This is a genomic window from Saccharothrix deserti, from assembly GCF_009769385.1.
In the GTDB taxonomy this organism is placed as follows: Bacteria; Actinomycetota; Actinomycetes; order Mycobacteriales; family Pseudonocardiaceae; genus Actinosynnema; species Actinosynnema deserti.
The window spans coordinates 115,328-136,260 of the sequence record NZ_VKAB01000024.1 but is presented as its reverse complement, the minus strand read 5'-3'; the positions used below and the strand labels follow the sequence as shown (position 1 = coordinate 136,260).

The window sequence follows — 20,933 nt, the reverse complement described above, 5'->3', positions numbered from 1 at the left end:
ATCGATTGCGTTGCCCTGCTGTCGGAGTGAGTGGGTCAACGATGTCCCTGCACCGCCGTCACCCCGTCCCCCTGCTGCTGGCGATCGCGGTAGCCGCCGTGGTGCCCGCCCTGCCCGCGAGCGCGGCGGAGCCGCCCGTGGACGTCTGCTCCTACCTGGAGAACCCGCAGATGGTGGCCGAAGGGCAGGTCGGGCACCACGCCGAACTGCGGCCGTACGCCGACACCGCTGCGGCGTTGCGCGCGGGCCGCGAGCCGGACACGAAGTGGACCCGCTCGTTGGACGGCAAGTGGCGCATCCGGATGGCCGACCGGCCGCAGGACGTGCCGAGCGGGTTCCAGGCCGAGGGCTACGACACCTCGCAGTGGCGCGAGGTCACCGTCCCGCACACCTGGCAGCCGACGGCCTCGACCACCCGATCTTCCGCAACATCCCCACCGAGATGTGGCCGGACGACGCACGTGACGAGCCAGCCGTTCGGCTTCCGCGAGATCGAGATCCGGGACAGGCAGCTCCTGGTCAACGGCGAGCGGGTGCTGATCAAGGGCACCAACCGCGCCGAGACCGACCCCGAGACCGGGCGGCCCGAGTGGCAGATCGCGTTCATGGACCGGTTCGTTGGCATGGTCGAGCGGGACAAGAACCACCCGAGCGTCTTCATGTGGGACACCGGCAACGAGGCGGGCCTCGGCAAGGCGCACTACGCGATGGCCGAGTGGGCCACCGCCACCGACCCGAGCCGTCCGCTGTACCACCAGTCCAACGGGCCGGACGGCGACGCGCCGTTCGCGCACGTGTGGGGTCCGCGCTACCCGTCGCCCTCCGGTGTGGAGGCGATGGCGAAGCCGCTGAAGCTGGACGCGGGCGCCACCACGACCGTGCAGCTGCCGACGCTCCCGCCCGACCCGAGCGGGGTCGAGCGGTGGCTCGACGTCGAGGCGGTGCTGGCCAAGCCCACCGCGTGGGCGCCGGCCGGTCACGTGGTGTCACACGGCCAGTTCGCCGTGGGCGGCAACCAGGTCCGGGGCATCACCTCGCCCGAGACCGGCGGGAACGTGGGTGTCGAGCAGTCCGGTGACGACACCCTCGTGTCCGGCCGCGACTTCCGCTACGCGTTCGACAAGAACAGCGGCACGCTCACCTCGATGAAGGTGCGCGGCAAGGAGCTGCTGACCGGCGGGCCGGAGCTCGACGCCTGGCGCGCCCCGATCTACAACGGGCGCCACTGACGGGAACCCGATCACCGTCAACGGCAAGACGTACCCGACCGGTCTCGGCGTGCACGCGGAGTCGTACGTCGACATCTACCTCGGTGGTCGTTGCACCTCGTTCACCGCGGAGATCGGTGTCGACGACGAGGTCGGTCCATCCGGCAGCGTGGAGTTCGAGGTGTCGGCCGACGGTGTCAGCCGCTACGTGAGCCCGACGCTCACCGGCGACGACGACGCCGTGCCGATCGCGGTCGACGTGGCCGGCGCGAAGGTGCTCCGGTTGAAGGTTGCCGTGGGTGCCAACGGCAATGCGCACGACCACGCCGACTGGGCCGCGGCAACGGTGCACTGCGGGAGCTGACTGCCGAGACTCGCCATCGACCCGGAGTGGTCTGCGCTACGCTGCGCTGACGACTTTGGGGGTTGTGACCGTGTTCTACTTCGGGGGCCTTTTCGGCGTCCTCACGCTGGGTCTGTGGCTGTTCTGCCTGGTCGACGTCATCACCACCCAGGACGGTGACGCCCGGAACCTGCCCAAGATCAGTTGGTTGTTGATCGTGCTGTTCTTCCCGCTGGTCGGCTCGATCATCTGGCTGGTCGCGGGCAGGCCGGTGCGGACGGTCGGCAGGCCGCAGGCCTACGAGCGCACCATGCCGGCCTTCCCCGAGTACGACCGCCCCGGCCGGTTCGCCGCCACGGATTCCGAGTCCGACGCGGAGTTCCTGCGCCGCTGCCGCGAGCGCGCCGAGGAGCAGCGGCGCAAGGCCCGCGAGTCGGGCGGCGAAACCCGCTAGGCCCTGCCTCCCCCGGTCTGTCACTTGTGGACGGCCGGGCCCGCGCTACGGCAGCGAAGGCGCGTTGTGAGGTGCCGGCCATTTCCAGGCAGATCGGGCGATGGCGACGAGGAGTACCACCTCGACGAGGCTTCCGACGATGTAATAGGCCCACTTTTCGCCTATGCACGACACGATGATGCTGATCGTGTAGAGAACGCTGACGACGATGTTGGCGATCCGGTTGACCCGTGGTTTGAGAACGAGCGACAGGACCACCATCAGGATCGGCGGCATGATGTACATGGTCGTGGAGATCAGGAACACCTGGTCCACCGCGAATGCCGTGGTCGCCATCTTGCCGTCGAGCGCGGCGTCGAGGACATCGGCGCGGTAGAACCCGAAGATGTCGACGTAGGCGAACACGAACAGCATCGTGATCCACAGTGCGCAGAGCACGAGTTTCACATCGACTCGGGTGTCCCGGTACTGCCTGGTTGTCGTTGTCGTCACGGGGATCTGCTCCTCCTGCCGGGCCGTGGAGGTCCAGTGTCGCCGCGTCGTGTTCGTGACGCACCGGCACTTCGGCCGGTGTCGCCCTGACCGATCGGCCGACGCCGGAACCGCACTTCCGGTCGATCCGCCGCCTGCCGGGCACGGACACAACGCGCCCGGCAGGCACCTTCCGTCGTCCGCAGAGCACCGACAGTTCCGAATGGACACGCTTGCTTCCTGTTCACGTTCCGTACGCCCACCGCACGGCTGCCCGTGGCCGTGGCAGCCTAGTTTCCCGTCGACTCACGACCTGGTGAAAAGAGGCGCCCCATGCCGAATCCGACTCAGCCGCTGCCGGAGTGGGCCGATCCGGGCGTTCCCGCGGCGGCGCTCGACGCGCAGGGCATCTCCCGGCGCGGGCTGCTGCGCCGCGCGGGCCTGTTCGGTGCGGTGTTCGCCGGTGGCGCCGCGCTCGGGCAGGGTTCCGCCGCGGCTGGGGCGCCGCAGGTCGGCGGCGGAGACCCCGACCTGGTGTACCTGGTCGGCGACCACCACGTGCACACCGTCTACAGCCACGACGCGAAGTACACGTTCTCGCAGGTGGCGAACGCCGGGGCGCGGTACGGCCTGGACTGGCTCGTCTTCACCGAGCACAGCAACTTCGGGCACGCCAACGCGGGCGGCGCCCAGGCCGAGCACCGGGAAATCCTCAAGGCCAGGGCCGAGAACGAGCGGATGCTGATCTTCCAGGGCCTGGAGTGGTACATCCCCGGCGCCGAGCACTGCACGGTCTTCTCCGCGCCCGGACCGCACGAGGTCGACCTGCTCACCCGGTTCGAGCTGGCCTACGACGGCAAGCTGCTCGGCTACACCGCCGGCGGTCCGGACCACCCGGACACGGCTCGCAACGAGGCGCACGCCGTCAAGGCCCTCCGGTGGCTCGCCGAGCAGCGCCGCACCGGCTACGTCGACGACGTCCTGGTCCTCGCCAACCACCCGATGCGGCTGGGCATCGACTCACCGCACGAGATCCGGAACTGGCGTGACGCCGCACCGCAGATCATGATCGGCATGGAGGGCGCTCCCGGTGCGCAGGGCGGGGCGATCCCCGGGTGGCGGGGCCCGACCAGCATCCGCGGCGAGTACGAGAACAGCCCGTCCGCGAACTCCTGGCCCGGCTACCCGCGCGAGGCCTACGTGACCCACGGCGGCTTCGACTGGGCGACGGCGACCGTGGGCGGGCTGTGGGACGCCATGCTGTCCGAGGGACGCCTGTTCACGATCACGTCGAACTCCGACGTCCACCGGGTCGTGTTCGACACCTGGCGCAACGGCGACTGGCTGCCCGGCCAGAACTTCGACAACACCGGCAGGCTCCCCGACCCGGTGAACACGACCCAGCCCCAGCCGGGCGGCGACTTCTGGCCCGGACAGTTCAGCCGCACCCACGTGGGTGTCACCAGGTACGGCTACCGGAACGTCATGGCGGGTCTGCGGGCGGGGCGCGTCTGGGTCGACCACGGTCACCTCGTCGACGGTATCGACGTGCGTCTGACCAGGCAGAACGGCACCGGTCGCGGGGTGACGCTCGGTGGACGGCTCCGGGTCAGGCGCGGCGAGAACCTCGTGCTCACCGTCACGGTCACCACCGCGTCACGCCCCCACGACCACGGCGAACTGCCCCGGCTCGCCCACCTCGACGTCATCCGCGGCGCCGTGCGCGGCCCGGCGGCGGACCGGGACCGGTGGCGCGCGCCCGACACCCGCGTCGCGCACACCGCGGACGTCTCCGACCGCACCGGCACGTTCGTGCTCCGGATCCCGATCACCGGCGTCGAGGAGTCGACGTACCTGCGGCTGCGCGGCAGCGACGGCAAGCGCAACGGGCCGGGCCTGCTCGGCGCCGCGATCGACCCGCACGGTCCGGTGCCGCACGAGCCGGGCAACGGCGACCCGTGGCAGGACACCTGGTGCTACACCAACCCGATCTTCGTGGACGTCGTCGGCTGAACCGCGTGCCGGTGGATCAGTAAGGCTTGACCGTCGGTATGCCCGGTTCCCGGCCGGACCCGCCCAGGGTGCGGTCGTAGATCTCCCGCCAGGTGCCGTCGTTCAGCGCCTTGTTCAGGATGTCGTTGACCTTGTCGCGGGTCGGCTTGTCGTCGTGGGCGAGGCCGATGCCGTACTCGTTGGAGGTCGTCGAGTAGACGTACACGTCGAACGTGTCGATCACGGTGGACGACGCATAGCCTTCCAGCACCGGCTCGTCGGAGATGACCGCGTCGACGCGCTTGTCGACGAGCGCGTCGACGCAGTCGTCCCACGTCTCCATCAGCACGATGTCCGAGTGGTCGACTTCGCTCCCGTTCCGGAGTTCCCGGGCGGAGGACGTGCCGGTCACCGTGCACACCTTGTGCCCACGCATCGAGGCGGGCCCGCCGACCTGGGTTTGTCCCGTGCGCACCAGCATGCTCGGTGCGCTGGTCAGGTACGGGCCGGCGAAGCTCACCCGCTGCTTGCTCTCCTCCGTGATCGGGTAGGTGCCGACGACCATGTCCACCGCGCCGGTGGCGAGGGCGTTCTCGCGCTCCGCCGGGCCGACGCGGGCGAAGGTGATCTTGTCCTCGCCGAAGCCCAACCCGGCCGCGATCAGCTTGGCGATCTCGATGTCGAAGCCGACGAACGACTGGGACACCGGGTCCCACCAGCCGAGTCCTGGCTGGTCGTCGCGCACGCCGATGGTGACCGTGCCGCGCTGGTCCATGCGCTCCAAGGCCGAGGAGCCCGCCCACTGCGGCCAGGCCACCCACAGGATCGCCGCGACGCCGACCGCCAGCACCACCGCCAACGTGACCGCCACCTGGCGCCGTTCGCGGGCCGGCATGCCCTGCTGCGCCGGTCGCGGAGCCGGTTCCGGCCCCGCTTGCGGCGCGGGTTGTGCCGTCGGTCGCGGCCCTGGTTGCAACGCGGGTTGCGCCCCCGGTTGCGGCGCCGACTGCGGCCCGAGTTGCGCCGTCGGTTCCGACCCAGGTTGCGGTGCCGATTGCGGCCCGGATTGCGACGCGGGTTGCGGTACTGGTTGCGATGTCGGTCGCGGAGTCGGTTGTGGCCCCGGTTGCGTCGTCGGTCGCGTCGTGCGCAGGGTCGGGGGCTGGGTCGCGGGATCCGGTGTCATCCGCCGGGTCGGCTGCCTGCCGGGGGCGAGCAGCGCGACGGCGTCGGCGGCGGTGAGCCGGGCGGCGGGATCCTTGCGCAGCAAGCCGACGATCAGCGGCCCCAGCGCTCCGGGTACCGGCGGCGGCTCCCGGGTGAGCACGGCCGCGAGCACCGCTTGCACGTCGTCGCGCTGGAACGGGGTGGCGCCGGTGACCGCGAAGTACAGGGTGACGCCGAGCGCCCACAGGTCGCTCGCCGCCCCGGCGCCCGCACCGTTGATCCGCTCCGGCGCGATGTACTGCGGCGAGCCGATCAACTGGTTGGTCGCGGTGAGCGCGGTGGCGCCCTCGACCGCGGCGATGCCGAAATCCGTGAGCACCACCCGGGTTCCGTCGATCAGCACGTTGGCCGGCTTGACGTCCCGGTGCAGGACGCCCCGCTCGTGGATGTAGGCCAGCGCGACGAGCAGCTGCCGGGCGATGTCGACCGCCCGATCCTCCGGCAGCGGACCGTCCCGCTCGACGACCTCGGCGAGCGAGGGACCCTCGATCAGCTCCATCACGATCCACGGCCGGCCGTCTTCGAGCACCACGTCGTGCACGGTGACGATGTTGGGTTGCCGTAACCGTCCGCTCGTCCGTGCCTCGCGGAGCGTGCGCTGGAACGCGGGCGCGGACTCCTCCACGGCGTCGAGGAGCGTCATCTCCTTGATCGCGACCTCGCGTTCGAGGAACTCGTCGGTCGCGCGCCACACGGTGCCCATACCGCCGCTGCCGAGCCGGGTGCGCAACCGGTACCGGCCGGCCAGCAGTCTGCCCTCGGGATCGAGCATGTGAAGAAGATACGCACACGGTCACGTGCCGTGGGTGCGGCAGTGCGCACCGCGTTGCCACGATCAGGTGTTGTCGAGTCCCGGACCCGAACGAGCCCTACCCTGGGTCACGTGGCGATCGCGATCCTGTGCGCGCTGACGGGTGCGGTGTTCAGCGCCGTGGGTGCGGCGCTGCAGCACGGCGGCGTCCAAGACGTCGGTGAACTCACGGTGCGCCGGCTCACCCGGCTGGTGCGCAACAGGCGGTGGCTGCTCGGGTTCTCGGTGCTGTCCATCGCCGCGGTGCTGCAGATCGTCGCCCTGGCGCTGGCTCCCGTGACGGTCGTGGCGCCGCTCGCCGTCCTGTCGCTGCCGATCATCGCGGTCATCGACGTCCCCCGTGTCACGCCGGGGTTCGCGGTGGCGGTGGCGGCTGCGACGGCCGGGGTGGCGACGTTCGTCGCGGTCGCCGCGGGCTCCGCGGTGGCGACGGACGTGCCCGCGGCGGTGGCGCTGCGGGCCGGTCAGGTGGTTGCGGGCGTGGTGTGCGTGTTCGCCGTCGTCGCGGCGTTCCGGAGCGGAACGGCGCGCGCCCTTGCCTTCGCCACCAGCGCGGGTGCCGCGTACGGGCTGGTCGCGGTGCTCGTGCGCGACGTGGCGACCTCCCTGCCGCAGATCCCGTGGGTGTCGTTCGTCGGGCTGGCCCTGGCTTTCCTGGTCGGCGCGTCGATGATCCAACTGGGGTACGCGAGCGGGCCCGCCGACCTCGTGGTGGCCGGCCAGACGGTGGTGAACCCGATCGTCGCGGCGTGGATCGGGATGGTGCTGCTCGACGAGACCGAGGGCGCCGGCCGCGGCACCGTGATCGCGCTGGTGACGAGCGCCGTCGTGTCGCTGGCCGGTATCGCCGCCATCGCACGGTTCCACCGCCAACGGCTGGCGGGCTGAGTCAGGCGGGGCGTGCGGAACCCGGCACAACGCGCTCACCTCGATCGTTTCGTCAAAACGACCTCGGAGTGCGTGCCCGCACGGGTAACCTCCCCGTACGGCGAATCGACCGCGTACCGATTCCGGCACGAACGGTCTCGGACTCGTGCCGCGGTCGGCGGGGCTTCTTGCTGCCGCCACGTTCCCGGGCACGGTGACGTCGCAGTCGCACTGCCCGAGTTCGCCACGGCGTCCGCGTGGAATCCGAGGGGGGATTGGTTGTGAAACGGGTTGCCGACGGGCGCCTCCTGGCCGTCCTGCTGTGCCTCCTGGTCGCCGCGGGGTGCGGCGCCCTCACGGAGGTGATGAACCTGTCGAACCGCGTCAAGGACGCGGGCTACACGAACGTCCAGGCGAACCACAGCACGAACAACGGCTTCGACACGGTGACCATCACCGCCAGTGGTGGCCCGGAGGGAAGCGATGGCGAGGACATCGCCCGCCTGGTCTGGGACACCTACCCGGCCGAGGTCGACCGGCTGGTGCTGCGCCTCAACGGCAAGGACTACTCCGCCACCAACGCGGAACTCGAGAAGGCCTTCGGCCCGCGCAAGATCCAGCCCGACCCGGACAACGCCATCAGCGGCGAGTCGATCCTCTGGTGGGTGATCGGCATCGGCCTGTTCTTCCTGCTCCTGGTCGGCGCTCTGATCACGGTCCTGGTCGTCGTGATGCGCAAGCGCCGCCGCCGGATGCAAATGCAGATGCCGCCACCACCACCGCCGTACCCGTACTACAAGCCCTGACCGCGGACGCATAGTCCACAGTAGACACACGCGTCCGCCTGGGCCGCACGTCGCGCGGTCAGGTGCTCTCCGGCTGCGGTTTGACCGCCGGCACCGGTCGGTCCGCGTCGAGCAGGATTCGCTGTGCGCCGCCGCCCGACCAGGTCGTCGGCGTGGTCGTCATACGAGCTCCTTGCGGGAGGCGGCGCGGCGGCGGATCGCGGCGCGGACGGGCGGCACGAGGATGACGAGGACGAACGTGGCGAGCAGCACCCCCGAGATCGGGCGGGTGAGGAAACCGGTCGGGTTGCCGTCGAACATGAGCAGCGATCGCCGCAGCGAGTCCTCCAGCAGCGAGCCGAGCACGAAGGCCAGGACGAGCGGGCCCGGGTCGAAACCGAACTTCTTCATCAGGTAGCCGACCGCGCCGAAGACGATGACCAGGACGATGTCGAAGACGTCGTTGTTGACGGTGTAGACGCCGACCAGCGTGATCAGCACGGTGATGGGCGCGAGGACGGTGGCCCGGACCCGCAGGATCTTCACGAACAGGCCGACCAGCGGGATGCTCATGATCAGCAACAGGATGTTGCCGATGTACATGGAGTTGACCACGCCCCAGAACAACTCCGGTTCCTGCGTGACCAGCTGCGGACCGGGGCTCACGCCCTGGATGAGCAGTGCCCCGAAGATGACCGCCATGGTGGCGTTCGCGGGGATGCCCAGCGTCAGCAGGGGGATGAACGACGAGGTGGCGGCGGCGTTGTTGGCGGATTCCGGCGCCGCGACGCCCTCGACCGCACCCTTGCCGAACCGCTCGGGGTGCTTGGCACGGCGCTTCTCCCAGGCGTACGCGGCCAGCGAGGACAACGTGGCGCCGCCGCCGGGGAGGATGCCGAGGACGAACCCGAGCACGGAGCCGCGTCCGATGGCGCCGGACGACTGCCGCAGGTCGGCCTTCGACGGCCAGACGTTGGCGACGGTCACCGGCGCCTGCGTCGCGCGGTGCCGTTCCTCCAGGTTGTAGAGGATCTCGCCCAGGCCGAACAGCCCCATCGCGATCGGGACGAAGTCCAGGCCGTCGGCGAGCGAGAGGTTGTCGAAGGTGAAGCGCTCGGCGCCGGTGAAGCCGTCGCGGCCGACGGTGGCCAGCAGGAGACCGGTGCACGCCGCGATCAGGGCCTTGAGCCGGTGACCGCTGCTGACGGTGGAGACCAGGAGGATGCCCAGCATCGCCAGGGCGGTGTACTCCGGCGGCCCGAAGTCGAGGGCGAACCCGGCCACCAGGGGCGCGAGCAGCGACAGGGCGACGATGGAGACCGTGCCGCCGATGAACGAGCCGATGGCGGCGATGCCGAGGGCGGTGCCGGCACGGCCTTGGCGGGCCAGCGCGTGGCCGTCGAAGACGGTGACCACCGAGGACGCCTCACCGGGCAGCCGCAGGAGGACCGAGGTGATCGTCCCGCCGTACTGGGCGCCGTAGAAGATGCCGGCCAACATGATGATCGAGCTGACCGGCTCGATGCCGATGGTGACCGGCAGCAGGATGGCGATGGTGGCCGCGGGGCCGAGCCCCGGCAGCACGCCGATCAGCATCCCGACGACGACGCCTATCAGGCAGTACAGCAGGTTGGTCGGTTCGAGGACGACACCGAAGCCGTCGAGGACTGGCGACAGGTCCACGGACCCTCCTAGAACAGGTGCGGGATGGGGACGGACAGCGCCCCCACGAAGACGGCGTAGAACGCGACCACCACGCCGATGCTGACGGCAGCGGACGTGCGCCGGCCCTCACGTCCCAGGAAGCGGAGCCACACGAAGGCGAGCAGGGCCGCCGGGATCTCGAAACCGATGTGCTCGATGACCGCGACGAACACGACCATGGTGGCCAGGCCCGCCAACACCAGCCAACTGGTGCGCGAGAACCGTTCGGCGTCGGTCGTCCTCCTCACCGTCGCGAGCAGCGCGACGCCGAGGGCGACGAACACGACGGCCACCAGCAGGGGCCACGTGCCGGCTTCGGGGACACGCGCGCTGCCGACACCCAGCGACCACGAACCGACCAGCGCGGCGATCCCGAACAGCAGCACGACCGCCGCGATGACGGTGTTGCCCACGGGACCCGCGGCCGGTGGTCGGTACTCGTGCTCGGCGGCCTCCACCTCGTGGAGAACGTCCGCGAGGCTTTTCCCGCCGTCGAGGTCGTTCTCACCGTTGACGTCGCCCCCGTCGCGCAAGCCGTCACCGCCGTTGACGTCGCCGCCGTCGCGCAAGCCGTCGCCCGAGCCGTGGGGAGCGGTCACTTGTCGCCACCCATGTCGATGCCGTACTGCTCGACCACCTTCTGGTACCTGCTGAGGTTGGCGGTCCACTCGTCGCGCAGCTTCGGGCCGTCGACCTCGTTCGGCGTGAGCTGGTTGTCCTGGTTGAACTTCTTGTACGAGTCGGACCCGAAGACCTTCTGGAACGACGTGCGCAGCCGGTCGAGGACGGGTTGCGGCGTGCCCTTGGGCGCGAAGACCGCCCGCGACTGCTGCACCGGGACGTCGTAGCCCTGCTCCACGGCGGTGGGGGTGTTCCGCAGGTACGACGGGCGCTTCTCGGCGAAGGTGACGATCGGCGTGAGCTGCCCGGCCTCGATCTGCTCGATGGCCTCGCCGAGCTGGATGGCGCCGACGTCGACCTGTCCGCCGAGCACGGCGGTCAGCGTCGGCGCGCCGCCGTCGAACGGCACGGCCGTGCTCTGGATGCCCGTCTGGCCGAACAGCAGGGCCTGCGCCAGCTGGCTGCCGGTGCCCACGCCGGTGGTGCCGTAGGTGATGGGCCGGCCGGCGTTCTTCAGGGCGTCGATGGTGGTCAATCCGGACGACGGCGCGGTCACCAGGACGTAATCGTCCTGGGAGACGCCGGTGATGATCTCGTAGTCGGCGATGTCGACGGCCTGGTCGTCCGCGACGGCCAGCGGCGTGATGTAGGCGAGGCTGCCGTTGAAGACCATGAGGGTGTGCCCGGTCGGCTTCTCACCGCTGAGCTCGCGCGCCGCCAGCGCGCCGTTGGCGCCCGGCTTGTTCTCCACGGTGACCGCGACGCCCAAATCGTCGGAGGCGCCGTCGGCGAGTGCGCGGGCGATGAGGTCGGTGCTGCCACCGGGGTCCGCGCCGACGTAGATCGTGACCGGGTCGCCGCCGGGGAAGTCCTCCGCCGCGGCGTCCGAGCCGCCGCCGAGGTTGCCGCCGCACGCGGTGATCGAGAGGGTCAGGCCCAGCGCCAGGCCGGTCGCGACCCGCCGTTGAACACCGTTGTTCCTGGTCATGTGCTCTCCCCTTCGAGAATCGACCATTCGGCCCCGCCGATTGCTGTGAACGAATTCACAGGTCGGCGAACGAACGGAGCCTAAGAGGCTTTTTCACGCCTACCCAAATTCCGATAGAGCATCGATTGATACCTTTTCGGCATGACCTTCACCCTGGAGCAGCTGCGCGGATTCGTGGCTGTCGCCGAGGAGTTGCACTTCAGCCGGGCCGCCGCCCGGCTCGCCATGACGCAGCCGCCGCTGAGCAGGCAGATCCAGAAACTGGAACGGGCCGTGGACGCGCAGCTGCTGGTCCGCGACAACCGCCGGGTCACCCTCACCACGGCGGGCGAGGTGTTCCTGGTCGAGGCGAGACGGTTGTTGTCGCTGGCCGAGACCGCGCCGGAGCTGGCCCGGCGGGTGTCGTCCGGGTCGACCGGCGTGGTGCGGGTCGGTTTCACCGCGGCGGCGACGTACGGGATTCTCGGCCGGGTGCTCGACGAACTCGCCGAGCAACTGCCGGACGTCGACGTGGAACTGGCCGAGATGCTGACCCGCGAGCAGGTCGCCGGGCTGTTGAACGAGGAGATCGACCTCGGGCTGGCACGTCCGCCGTTCGACGACGCGACGTTCGGGTCCCGGCTGCTGTACCGGGAGCGGTTGTTCGTCGCCGCGCCCACCGGCCACCCGTTGCTGGCGCTCGGCCGTGCCGCGACGGGCGCCGACGTGGTCCGCGAGCCGGTGATCATGCACTCCCCCACCAAGGCGCGGTACTTCTACGACCTGGTCGCGGGGACGGTGCCGATCGCGCACGAGAACATCGTGCACACGGCGAGCCAGGTGCTCACGATGTTGTGGCTGGTCGCGGCCGGGCGGGGTCTCGCGTTCGTGCCGGAGTCCGCGTCCAGGCTGCGCATCGACGGTGTGGGGTTCGTCCGGCTGGAGACCGCCGTGGCCGAACCGGTGGAACTGCACCTGCTGTGGCTCAACGCGTCCGCGAACCCGGCCCTGTGGCGGACGTTGACGGCGCTGGAGGGCCGCACGCCGTTCGAGTGATGCACTTAGAGTATTGAGCAATGCGAAACAACTCTTGGACAAGCATCGCTCGTGGTTCATACCGTGACTCCGACCGCCGTGCCGCGCTACTCCGAACGCGGGACGCCACCGCCGGAGCAAGGACATGAACCCGTGACGCCGACGCCGATGCCGCCAGACGCCCTCGCCGACCGACTCGCATCCGGGCTGCTCTCCTTCCCGGTCACCCACTTTGACGCCGACCTCCTGTTCGACGAGTCCCGGTACCGGGAGCACCTGGCCTGGCAGGCGGGCTTCGACGTGGCCGGCCTGTTCGCCGCCGGCGGCACCGGCGAGGGCTTCTCCATGACCCCGGAGGAGGTGGACCGGGTCGTCCGCGCCGCCGTCGACGAGGTGGGCGGCCGGGTCCCGGTCGTCGCTCCGGCCACCGGCGCCACCGTCGTCTCCGCCGCGCAGGCGCGGGCCGCCCAGGACGCGGGAGCTTCGGGCGTTCTGCTGTTCCCGCCCTACCTCACCGAGGCGAGCCAACGCGGCCTGGTCGAGCACATCAGCGCGGTGTGCCGGGCCACCGACCTGGGCGTGATCGTCTACAGCCGGGCCAACGCCGTGCTCACCGACGCGACCGTCGCCGAGGTAGCCGACCGCAACCCCAACCTCGTCGGGCTCAAGGACGGGGTCGGGGACATCGAGCAGATGACCCGCACCTACTCCAGGGTCGGTGACCGGCTGGTCTACATCGGCGGCCTGCCGACCGCGGAGACGTTCGCCCTGCCGCTGCTGCAACTCGGCGTGAACACGTACTCCTCGGCGCTGTTCAACTTCCTGCCCGAGTTCGCGCTGCGCTTCTACGCCGCCGTCCGCGCCCAGGACCGGTCCGCCGTCTACGGGATGCTGGCCGATTTCGTCATCCCCTACCTGGACATCCGCGACCGGGCCCGCGGCTACGCGGTGTCGATCGTGAAAGCCGGCCTGACCGCCGTCGGCCGGGACGGCGGCCGGGTGCGACCACCGTTGAGCGACCTGACCGAGGACGAGCTCGCGGAGTTGACGGCCCTGGTCCGGAAGATCGCCTGATCGCCGCTCCCCCGGCAGAGCCGCTCACCCAGCAGAGAGGACGACCACGATGACCGGCCCCGCAGTGGCGCGTGTCGAGGTGGTGCCCGTCGCGGGGCACGACAGCATGTTGCTGAACCTCAGCGGCGCGCACGGCCCGTTCTTCACCCGCAACATCGCGATCGTCACCGACAGCGAAGGCCGCGTCGGCGTGGGCGAGGTGCCCGGTGGCGAGGCGATCCGGCGGACGATCGAGGACGCCCACGAACTCCTCGTCGGGCAGCCGGTGGCCCTGTTCGGCCGGTTGCTGCGGTCGGTCGCGGACACCTTCGCCGACCGGGACGCCGCCGGGCGCGGGCCGCAGACGTTCGACCTGCGCACCACCGTGCACGCGGTGACGGCGCTGGAATCGGCGCTGCTGGACCTGTTGGGGCAGCACCTGGGCGTGCCGGTCGCGGAACTGCTCGGGGACGGGCAGCAGCGTGATGTGGTCCCGATGCTGGGCTACCTGTTCTACGTCGGGGACCGGAATGCCACCGACCTGCCCTACGTCGTCGAACGGCAGCCCGCCGACGAGTGGGAACGGCTGCGCCGTGAAGCCGCGCTCACGCCCGAGGCGGTGGTGGCACTGGCCGAGGCGGCACGGGCCCGGTACGGCTTCTCCGACTTCAAGCTCAAGGGTGGCGTGCTGCCGCCGGAGCAGGAAGTGGCGGCGGTGCGCGCGCTGGCCGAGCGGTTCCCGGACGCCCGCATCACGGTCGACCCCAACGGGGCGTGGCTGCTGGACGAGGCCGTCGAGCTGTGCCGCGACCTGCACGGCGTGCTGGCCTACGCCGAGGACCCGGTCGGCGCGGAGGGCGGTTTCTCCGGTCGTGAGGTGATGGCGGAGTTCCGGCGGGCCACCGGCCTGCCCACGGCCACGAACATGATCGCGACGGACTGGCGGCAGATGGCGCACGCCGTCCGCACCGGCGCGGTGGACATCCCGCTGGCCGACCCGCACTTCTGGACCATGCGCGGATCGGTCCGCGTCGCCCAGTTGTGCGCGGACTTCGGCCTCACCTGGGGTTCGCACTCGAACAACCACTTCGACATCTCGCTGGCGATGTTCACCCACGTCGGCGCGGCGGCGCCCGGCCCGATCACCGCCCTGGACACGCACTGGATCTGGCAGGACGGGCAGGCGCTGACCCGCGAGCCGTTGCGGATCCGGGACGGCGGCATCACCGTCCCGACCGCGCCCGGCCTCGGGGTCGAACTCGACCGGGACGCCCTCGCCGCCGCGCACGAGCTCTACCTGGAGCACGGGCTCGGCGCGCGGGACGACGCCGTGGCGATGCGGTACCTCGTGCCCGACTGGCGGTTCGACCCCAAGCGCCCCTGCCTGGTCCGCTGACGGCTCGGCCGCGAAGACACCCGCCCCCATCGACCGCATCGAAGAGGAGCCCCATGTCGACCACGTCCACCGCACGTCCCGCAGACGCGACCGCCGTGCAGGATCGGATCAGCTCGGTGGTGTTGTCGTCGGTGACGTTGCCCCTGCCGGGCGGGATCAGCGACGCCAAGGTGTTCACCGGTCGGCAGCGGCCGATGACCGAGGTCGCGTTCCTGTTCGCCGAGATCCGGACCGAGGCGGGGTTGGAGGGTGTCGGGTTCAGCTACTCCAAGCGCGCCGGCGGGCCCGCCCAGTTCGCGCACGCCCGCGAGGTCGCGCCGGACCTGATCGGCGAGGACCCCAACGACATCGGCAGGTTGTGGAACAAGCTGGTGTGGGCGGGCGCGTCGGTCGGGCGCAGCGGCGCGGCGACCCAGGCGCTGGCCGCGTTCGACGTCGCGCTGTGGGACCTCAAGGCCAAGCGCGCGGGCCTGCCGCTGGCCAAGCTGCTCGGCGCCCACCGCGACTCCGTGCGCTGCTACAACACCTCCGGCGGCTTCCTGCACGAATCCGTCGAGCAGATCAAGGACAACGCCGCCCGCACCCTCGACTCGGGCGTCGGCGGCATCAAGATCAAGGTCGGCCTGCCGGACTGGAGCGAGGACCTGCGCCGGGTGGCCGCCGTACGCGAGCACATCGGCGGCGGCGTGCCGTTGATGGTCGACGCCAACCAGCAGTGGGACCGGCCGACCGCCATGCGGGTCAGCCGGGTGCTGGAGGAGTTCGACCTGGTGTGGATCGAGGAACCGCTCGACGCCTACGACGTCGAGGGGCACGCCGAACTCGCCCGGTCGCTGACCACGGCGGTGGCGAGCGGCGAGATGCTGACCAGCGTCGCCGAGCACTACGAGCTGATCCGCCACAACGCCGTGGACGTCCTGCAACCGGACGCGCCCCGCGTCGGCGGCATCACCCAGTTCCTCAAGCTCGCCACCCTGGCCGACCACCACCACCTCCAGCTGGCGCCGCACTTCGCCATGGAGATCCACGTGCACCTCGCCGCCGCCTACCCGCGCGAGCCGTGGGTGGAGCACTTCGACTGGCTGTACCCGCTGTTCAACGAGCGGTTGGAGACCAGCGGCGGCCGGATGCACCTGTCCGACCGCCCCGGCCTGGGCATCACGCTCAGCGACCAGACCCGCGCCTGGACCGTCGACACCGTCACGGTCGACGCACGCCGTTGAGGAGCGCCGATGGCCGACGTGCCGGAGCTGCCGGAGTGAACCCGGTGGTGCCGCGGTCGCCGTGGGCGGTCGGGGTCTGCGGGACCACCGGGTGAACGGTGTGCTGGGCGGCTTCGCCACCCTCGCCGCGGTCATCGCCGTCGGCTGGATCACCGCCCGTGCCCGCGTCCTCGGGCAGGGCGCGACCGGTGTGCTGTCCCGGCTGTCGTACTTCGTCGCGACACCGGCGCTGCTGCTGCTCACCCTCGCCGACGCGGACCCGGCCGTGCTGCTGTCCACGACGCTGGTCGCCACGGCGGGCAGCGCGGTGCTGTGCGCGCTGGTCTACGTCGTGGTGGCGCGGTGGCGCTGGAAGCTGCGTGCCGGACACCTCGCCACCGGCGCGCTCGCCTCGTCCTACGTCAACGCGGGCAACCTCGGCGTCGCGATCGCGGTGTACGTCCTCGGGGACGCCTCGCTCGTGGCGCCGGTCCTGCTGTTCCAGGTGCTGGTCCTGGCGCCGATCGGGCTGACCGTGCTGGCCGCCTCGCGGGACCCGGGCGACGACGCCCCGTCGCGCGGCCAGGTGCTGACCCAGCCGCTGCGGACGCCGCTGGTGATCGGCTGCGCCGTGGGACTCGCCCTCGCCGCCGCCGGGTGGACGCCGCCGACCCCGGTGCTCCGGCCGTTGGAACTCCTCGCCGACCTCGCGGTGCCGACCGCCCTGCTCGCCTACGGCGCGAGCCTGCACGGCGCGCCGCGCCCGGCGTCCGGCGGCACGGCCGGTCAGGTGTGGCTCGCCGTGGTGCTGAAGAACGTGGTGCAGCCGGCCGTGGCCTACACCGTCGGCCGCTGGGTGGTCCACCTGGACGACCCGGCGCTGCTCGCGGTCACGATCGCCTCGGCTCTCCCCACGGCGCAGAACGTCTTCGTCTACGCCACCTCCTACGACCGCGGCACGGAACTCGCACGGGACGCCGTCCTGCTCAGCACCGTCCTGTCGGTACCGGTCCTCACGGGAGTCGCCCTCGTGCTGGGTTGACGCGCCGCCACCGCGCGACTGGACGCGGTCGAGGTGGCCGCGCCGATCGCGGTGTGCGGGTCCGGTCGGCGCCGGGGATCCGCCGGTCGGGAGCGGGCACGGCGGCTACCTCTATCATCCCGCGGGTGACCGCCTACGACGATCTTGATGCCTTCGAGCACCTGGACACCTCGACCCTGCCGCCGCGTCAGCAGCGGATCCTGGTCGCGATCCGGGACTGGGTGGTCAGGTACGGGTATTCACCGAGTACCCGGCAGATCGGTGACGCGGTCGGCCTGCGGTCGTCGTCGGCGGTGTCGAAACACCTGACCAGCCTGGAGGAGAAGGGGTTCCTCAAGCGGAGTGCCGCGATGTCCCGTCCGATGGACGTCCGCGTGTTCCTGCGGGAGCCCTCGACGCGGGAACACGCGGACGACTCGGTGACCGTGCCGGTGGTCGGTCACATCGCGGCGGGAAGTCCCATCTCGGCCGAGGAGCACGTCGACGACATCCTGACGTTGCCCCGCGAACTCACCGGGCGCGGCAGCGTTTTCGGTCTGCGCGTGCGCGGCGACTCGATGATCGACGCGGCGATCTGCGACGGCGACATCGTCGTGGTGCGGCAGCAACCCGAGGCGCACTCGGGCCAGATCGTCGCCGCGATGATCGACGGCGAGGCCACCGTCAAGGTGTACCGGCGCCGCAACGGCCACGTCTTCCTCGAACCGCGCAACCCGGCGTACGACGTCATCGACGGCGACGAGGCCGTTGTGCTGGGCACCGTCGTCTCGGTCCTGCGCAGCGTCTGACGCGTCCCGCTGACAGCTCTTCACCGCAGGAGGTCCCTCATGACCCCACCCGTTCCCACCGCCGACCTCGTGGACGAACACGGCGACCGGCTGCGGGTGTGCGACACGCAGTTCCGCCAGTTCGGCGGTCACCGCTCCTTCTGCGGCCCGGTTCGAACGGTGTCCTGCCACGAGGACAACGGGCTCGTGCGCTCCCTGCTCAACACCCCAGGGGACGGGCACGTCCTGGTCGTGGACGGCGGCGGCTCGATGCGCACCGCGTTGACCGGCGACCTCATCGCGGGCGCCGCCGTCGCCAACGGCTGGGCCGGCCTGGTGCTCAACGGCGCGGTCCGCGACACGACCGCCTTGGCCGCCCTGCCCATCGGGATCAAGGCGCTGGGCACCACACCGCGCAAGAGCGCCAAGACCGGTGCCGGTGAGGTCGACGTCGCCGTGGACATCGGCGGCGTCACGTTCGCACCGGGGGACTTCCTGCACGCCGACGACGACGGCATCGTCCTGCTTCCCCGACCCGCGGAATGACCGGAGGTCAGCTGATCAGGCCGTCGCAGACGTTGGTCGAGCGGCCCTTCAGCGGGGCCTGACCAGCCCGGCGTCGTACGCCATGATCACCGCGTGGATGCGGTCGCGCCCGCCGATCTCGGCGAGCACCCGGCCGACGTGCTTCTTCACCGTGGACTCCGTGAGGACCAGTTGTTCGGCGATCTCCGCGTTCGTCCACCCCGAACCGATGGCGACCAGGACCTCGTGCTCCCGCTCGCTCAACGCGCTCAGCCTCGGGTCCGCACGCGATTCGGCGGCGCCTGCCGGGGACAGCACCTGGTGGGCGTGGGCGTCCAGCAGGCGCCTGGTCAACGCGGGCGCGACGACCGCGTCACCGGTCGCCACCGCCCTGATACCGGCGACGAGTTCCTCCTCCCGGACTCCGGTGGTCGGGCGGCGATCGGACCCCTCCGCGGCTTGCGCCGCTGTTGTCGCGTTCACCGGTGCACCTCCTCGGCGCTGGTCGGGTGCACATCGTGCCGGTCGGTCCGGCGTTCCGGTCGGTCAGGCGGTGGCCGTCAGGCGTCGCGGCGAGCCAGTCGGTAAGCCGCAGCGACCAGCGTCACCGCCACCCATCCCGCGAACACTGCCACGCCGGTCCAGGGGCCGAGCGAGTCGGCGGCCTGGTTCAGGTGCGTCACCGCCTGGCCCGCGTTGCTGGGCAGGTAGGGGGTGACGTTGTCGGCGATCGAGGCGGGCAGCAGCGAGCTCAGGCCGGGCACGATGAGCAGCATGCCCACCAGCACGGCGATACCGCCCGCGCTGGAGCGCAGCAGCGCGCCCAGGGCCACGCCCCACATGCCCACCAGGCCCAGGTAGATGCCCGTGCCGGCCAGGACCCGGAGCACTCCGTCGTCCCCGAGGGACATCGCGATCGCCTCGCCGTCCAGGATGGCGGCGCCCAGCAGGAACGCGCCCAGCGCGCCCGCCGCGGTCACGATCGTGGCGACGACACCGAAGACGGCGGTCTTGGCCCACGACGTCGGCAGGCGCTTGGGCACCGCCGCCAGCGTGGCGCGGATCATGCCGGTGCTGTACTCACCGGCGGAGACCAGGACACCGAGCACGCCGATGGCGAGTGAGGCGAAGATCGTGCCCATCAGTGCCAGGCTGATGGCTCCGTCGGTGATGGGCGGGCCGTCGTTGCCGCCCGGCGCGGCCGCGGGGTCGAAGGTGAGGGAGGCGATCGCCCCGATGCCCACCAGGAGGAACAGTGCCGTTACGAGGGTGATCGGGCTGGAGCGCACCGACCAGAACTTGGTCCACTCCGAACGGAGGACCCGGAGCCAGGTGACCTTGTAGGCGGGCCGGGCGGGTGCGGCGGTGGTCGTGGGAGCGGTGGCGGTGGCGGTGGTCATCAGGCAGCCCTCCGGGCGGCAGTGTCGGCGGGGGCGCTGTGGTACTCCACAGCATCGCTGGTGAGGTCCATGAACGCCTCTTCCAGCGACACGGTCTGCTGGCCGAGTTCGTACAGCGGCACTCCGTGCTGCGCGGCGATCGCGCCGATCCGGTGCGCGTCCAGGCCCAGGACCACGAGTTCCTCGGCGGTGGTCGCGGTGATGGTGACACCCGGACCGGACAGCAGCGCGCGCAACCGTTCCGCCTGGGTGGTGGCGACCTTCACGTCCTGGCGGCCGGCCTGCCGGATGAAGTCGTCGACCGTGGTGTCCGCGAGCAGCCTGCCGCGTCCGACGATGACCAGTTGGTCGGCGATCAGCGCGGTCTCGCTCATCAGGTGGGAGGAGAGCATCACCGTGCGCCCCTCGGCGGCCAGCCCGGACAGCAGGTGGCGCACCCAGAGCACGCCCTCCGGGTCCAGGCCGTTGACCGGCTCGTCGAGCATGACGATCTCCGGGTCGCCGAGCAGCGCCGCCGCGATGCCGAGCCGCTGGCCCATGCCCAGGGAGAAGGTCCCGGCGCACTTGTGGACCACGGTCTGCAACCCGGCCAGCTCGATGACCTCGTCGACGCGGCGGCGCGGGATGCCGTGGGTCTGGGCGAGGGCCAGCAGGTGGTTGAAAGCGGTGCGTCCGGAGTGGACCGCTTTGGCCTCCAGCAGCGTGCCGATCTCCTGCAACGGCGCGGCGTGCTCGGCGTAGCGGCGGCCGTTCACCGTGACCGAGCCGCTGGTTGGCGCGTCCAGGCCGATGATCATGCGCATCGTGGTGGACTTCCCCGCGCCGTTCGGGCCGAGGAATCCGGTGACCTGGCCGGGCTTCACGGTGAAGCTCAGCCGGTCGACCGCCGTCTTGTCCCCGTAGCGCTTCGTCAACTCGTGCACGTCGATCATGTGCGTCGATCCTCCGGCTCCGGCGGCCCGGTCTGCTCCGAGGCGCTTGCCCCCAAGCTAGGTGCGCGGCCGGCCGTTTCCGTGGGACCACGGGAGACACTACGAGCGTCCCAGTGGTACCGCGGTACCAC

Annotated in this window: 21 protein-coding genes; 13 read left to right on the top strand and 8 right to left on the bottom strand. The window is 70.9% G+C overall.

What is annotated here, in order from left to right:
- Nucleotides 1-41 precede the first annotated feature (41 nt).
- The 3 genes from FM051_RS32985 to FM051_RS32975 all read left to right on the top strand — a co-directional run bounded on the left by FM051_RS32985 (nt 42) and on the right by FM051_RS32975 (nt 2,005).
- Nucleotides 42-1,229, top strand: coding sequence for a glycoside hydrolase family 2 TIM barrel-domain containing protein (locus FM051_RS32985; RefSeq protein ID WP_238412821.1), 1,188 nt, complete (start codon nt 42-44; stop codon nt 1,227-1,229).
- A 49-nt stretch (nt 1,230-1,278) separates the two neighbouring features.
- Nucleotides 1,279-1,572, top strand: a complete 294-nt coding sequence (locus tag FM051_RS32980; protein WP_238412820.1) for an NPCBM/NEW2 domain-containing protein — start codon at nt 1,279-1,281, stop codon at nt 1,570-1,572.
- Between the two features lie 70 nt (nt 1,573-1,642).
- Nucleotides 1,643-2,005 (top strand): PLD nuclease N-terminal domain-containing protein, encoded by a 363-nt coding sequence (locus FM051_RS32975; protein WP_158850273.1) that lies wholly within the window; start codon nt 1,643-1,645, stop codon nt 2,003-2,005.
- 45 nt (nt 2,006-2,050) lie between these two features.
- Here the strand turns inward: FM051_RS32975 and FM051_RS32970 are convergent, their stop codons facing one another.
- The gene (locus tag FM051_RS32970) at nt 2,051-2,452 is read right to left on the bottom strand and encodes a DUF6326 family protein (protein ID WP_202919137.1); all 402 of its coding nucleotides are present in this window, start codon (nt 2,450-2,452) and stop codon (nt 2,051-2,053) included.
- Between the two features lie 357 nt (nt 2,453-2,809).
- On the opposite strand from FM051_RS32970, the gene FM051_RS32965 reads away from it, so the two are divergent.
- On the top strand, nt 2,810-4,489 hold the full coding sequence (locus tag FM051_RS32965) for a PHP domain-containing protein (protein WP_158850271.1): 1,680 nt from the start codon (nt 2,810-2,812) through the stop codon (nt 4,487-4,489).
- Between the two features lie 16 nt (nt 4,490-4,505).
- Here FM051_RS32965 and FM051_RS32960 read toward each other — a convergent pair whose 3' ends face one another.
- Complete coding sequence (locus tag FM051_RS32960; RefSeq protein ID WP_158850269.1) at nt 4,506-6,467, bottom strand: bifunctional serine/threonine-protein kinase/glutamate ABC transporter substrate-binding protein; 1,962 nt, start codon at nt 6,465-6,467, stop codon at nt 4,506-4,508.
- A gap of 111 nt (nt 6,468-6,578) precedes the next feature.
- Here FM051_RS32960 and FM051_RS32955 point away from each other — a divergent pair, with 111 nt between their 5' ends.
- Nucleotides 6,579-7,394, top strand: a complete 816-nt coding sequence (locus FM051_RS32955) for a DMT family protein (protein WP_158850267.1) — start codon at nt 6,579-6,581, stop codon at nt 7,392-7,394.
- A gap of 260 nt (nt 7,395-7,654) precedes the next feature.
- A complete protein-coding gene (locus FM051_RS32950) occupies nt 7,655-8,179 on the top strand; it encodes a hypothetical protein (RefSeq protein ID WP_158850265.1) in 525 nt (174 codons plus the stop codon).
- Nucleotides 8,180-8,338: 159 nt separating this feature from the next.
- Here the strand turns inward: FM051_RS32950 and FM051_RS32945 are convergent, their stop codons facing one another.
- The 3 genes from FM051_RS32945 to FM051_RS32935 are packed head-to-tail and all read right to left on the bottom strand — an operon-like array spanning nt 8,339 to nt 11,471.
- Complete coding sequence (locus FM051_RS32945) at nt 8,339-9,841, bottom strand: tripartite tricarboxylate transporter permease (RefSeq protein ID WP_158850263.1); 1,503 nt, start codon at nt 9,839-9,841, stop codon at nt 8,339-8,341.
- A gap of 8 nt (nt 9,842-9,849) precedes the next feature.
- Nucleotides 9,850-10,461, bottom strand: a complete 612-nt coding sequence (locus tag FM051_RS32940) for a tripartite tricarboxylate transporter TctB family protein (RefSeq protein ID WP_158850261.1) — start codon at nt 10,459-10,461, stop codon at nt 9,850-9,852.
- Nucleotides 10,458-11,471: a Bug family tripartite tricarboxylate transporter substrate binding protein gene (locus tag FM051_RS32935; protein ID WP_158850259.1), complete on the bottom strand. Its 1,014-nt coding sequence runs from the start codon at nt 11,469-11,471 to the stop codon at nt 10,458-10,460. Before FM051_RS32935 ends, FM051_RS32940 begins: the two co-directional genes overlap by 4 nt.
- Before the next feature lie 141 nt (nt 11,472-11,612).
- Here FM051_RS32935 and FM051_RS32930 point away from each other — a divergent pair, with 141 nt between their 5' ends.
- The 7 genes from FM051_RS32930 (at nt 11,613) to rraA (ending at nt 18,491) form a co-directional block, all read left to right on the top strand.
- Nucleotides 11,613-12,506: a LysR substrate-binding domain-containing protein gene (locus FM051_RS32930; protein WP_158850257.1), complete on the top strand. Its 894-nt coding sequence runs from the start codon at nt 11,613-11,615 to the stop codon at nt 12,504-12,506.
- Between the two features lie 147 nt (nt 12,507-12,653).
- On the top strand, nt 12,654-13,559 hold the full coding sequence (gene kdgD, locus FM051_RS32925) for a 5-dehydro-4-deoxyglucarate dehydratase (RefSeq protein WP_158850386.1): 906 nt from the start codon (nt 12,654-12,656) through the stop codon (nt 13,557-13,559).
- A gap of 49 nt (nt 13,560-13,608) precedes the next feature.
- Nucleotides 13,609-14,934 carry an enolase C-terminal domain-like protein gene (locus FM051_RS32920; RefSeq protein ID WP_158850255.1) on the top strand — a complete coding sequence of 442 codons (1,326 nt, stop codon included), beginning with the start codon at nt 13,609-13,611 and terminating at the stop codon, nt 14,932-14,934.
- A 53-nt stretch (nt 14,935-14,987) separates the two neighbouring features.
- Nucleotides 14,988-16,157 carry an L-talarate/galactarate dehydratase gene (locus FM051_RS32915; RefSeq protein ID WP_158850253.1) on the top strand — a complete coding sequence of 390 codons (1,170 nt, stop codon included), beginning with the start codon at nt 14,988-14,990 and terminating at the stop codon, nt 16,155-16,157.
- 61 nt (nt 16,158-16,218) lie between these two features.
- Nucleotides 16,219-17,178, top strand: a complete 960-nt coding sequence (locus FM051_RS32910) for an AEC family transporter (protein WP_238412819.1) — start codon at nt 16,219-16,221, stop codon at nt 17,176-17,178.
- Between the two features lie 125 nt (nt 17,179-17,303).
- Nucleotides 17,304-17,966, top strand: coding sequence for a transcriptional repressor LexA (gene lexA, locus FM051_RS32905; protein ID WP_158850251.1), 663 nt, complete (start codon nt 17,304-17,306; stop codon nt 17,964-17,966).
- 39 nt (nt 17,967-18,005) lie between these two features.
- Nucleotides 18,006-18,491 carry a ribonuclease E activity regulator RraA gene (rraA, locus tag FM051_RS32900; RefSeq protein ID WP_158850250.1) on the top strand — a complete coding sequence of 162 codons (486 nt, stop codon included), beginning with the start codon at nt 18,006-18,008 and terminating at the stop codon, nt 18,489-18,491.
- Nucleotides 18,492-18,539: 48 nt separating this feature from the next.
- On the opposite strand, the gene FM051_RS32895 is transcribed toward rraA, so the two are convergent.
- The 3 genes from FM051_RS32895 to FM051_RS32885 all read right to left on the bottom strand — a co-directional run bounded on the left by FM051_RS32895 (nt 18,540) and on the right by FM051_RS32885 (nt 20,802).
- Nucleotides 18,540-18,953 carry a helix-turn-helix transcriptional regulator gene (locus tag FM051_RS32895; RefSeq protein ID WP_158850248.1) on the bottom strand — a complete coding sequence of 138 codons (414 nt, stop codon included), beginning with the start codon at nt 18,951-18,953 and terminating at the stop codon, nt 18,540-18,542.
- 77 nt (nt 18,954-19,030) lie between these two features.
- The gene (locus FM051_RS32890) at nt 19,031-19,870 is read right to left on the bottom strand and encodes an ABC transporter permease (protein ID WP_158850246.1); all 840 of its coding nucleotides are present in this window, start codon (nt 19,868-19,870) and stop codon (nt 19,031-19,033) included.
- Complete coding sequence (locus FM051_RS32885; protein ID WP_158850244.1) at nt 19,870-20,802, bottom strand: ATP-binding cassette domain-containing protein; 933 nt, start codon at nt 20,800-20,802, stop codon at nt 19,870-19,872. The genes FM051_RS32890 and FM051_RS32885 overlap by 1 nt, the downstream gene beginning before the upstream one ends.
- Between the last annotated feature and the right edge of the window lie 131 nt (nt 20,803-20,933).

Bases quoted from the DNA above. Each gene is read 5' to 3' on its own strand.
- FM051_RS32985 (WP_238412821.1), top strand. From the start codon at position 42: ATGTCCCTGCACCGCCGTCACCCCGTCCCCCTGCTGCTGGCGATCGCG.
- FM051_RS32965 (WP_158850271.1), top strand. From the start codon at position 2,810: ATGCCGAATCCGACTCAGCCGCTGCCGGAGTGGGCCGATCCGGGCGTT.
- FM051_RS32960 (WP_158850269.1), bottom strand. From the start codon at position 6,467: ATGCTCGATCCCGAGGGCAGACTGCTGGCCGGCCGGTACCGGTTGCGC.
- FM051_RS32935 (WP_158850259.1), bottom strand. From the start codon at position 11,471: ATGACCAGGAACAACGGTGTTCAACGGCGGGTCGCGACCGGCCTGGCG.
- FM051_RS32930 (WP_158850257.1), top strand. From the start codon at position 11,613: ATGACCTTCACCCTGGAGCAGCTGCGCGGATTCGTGGCTGTCGCCGAG.
- kdgD (WP_158850386.1), top strand. From the start codon at position 12,654: ATGCCGCCAGACGCCCTCGCCGACCGACTCGCATCCGGGCTGCTCTCC.
- FM051_RS32920 (WP_158850255.1), top strand. From the start codon at position 13,609: ATGACCGGCCCCGCAGTGGCGCGTGTCGAGGTGGTGCCCGTCGCGGGG.
- FM051_RS32915 (WP_158850253.1), top strand. From the start codon at position 14,988: ATGTCGACCACGTCCACCGCACGTCCCGCAGACGCGACCGCCGTGCAG.
- rraA (WP_158850250.1), top strand. From the start codon at position 18,006: ATGACCCCACCCGTTCCCACCGCCGACCTCGTGGACGAACACGGCGAC.
- FM051_RS32890 (WP_158850246.1), bottom strand. From the start codon at position 19,870: ATGACCACCGCCACCGCCACCGCTCCCACGACCACCGCCGCACCCGCC.
- FM051_RS32885 (WP_158850244.1), bottom strand. From the start codon at position 20,802: ATGATCGACGTGCACGAGTTGACGAAGCGCTACGGGGACAAGACGGCG.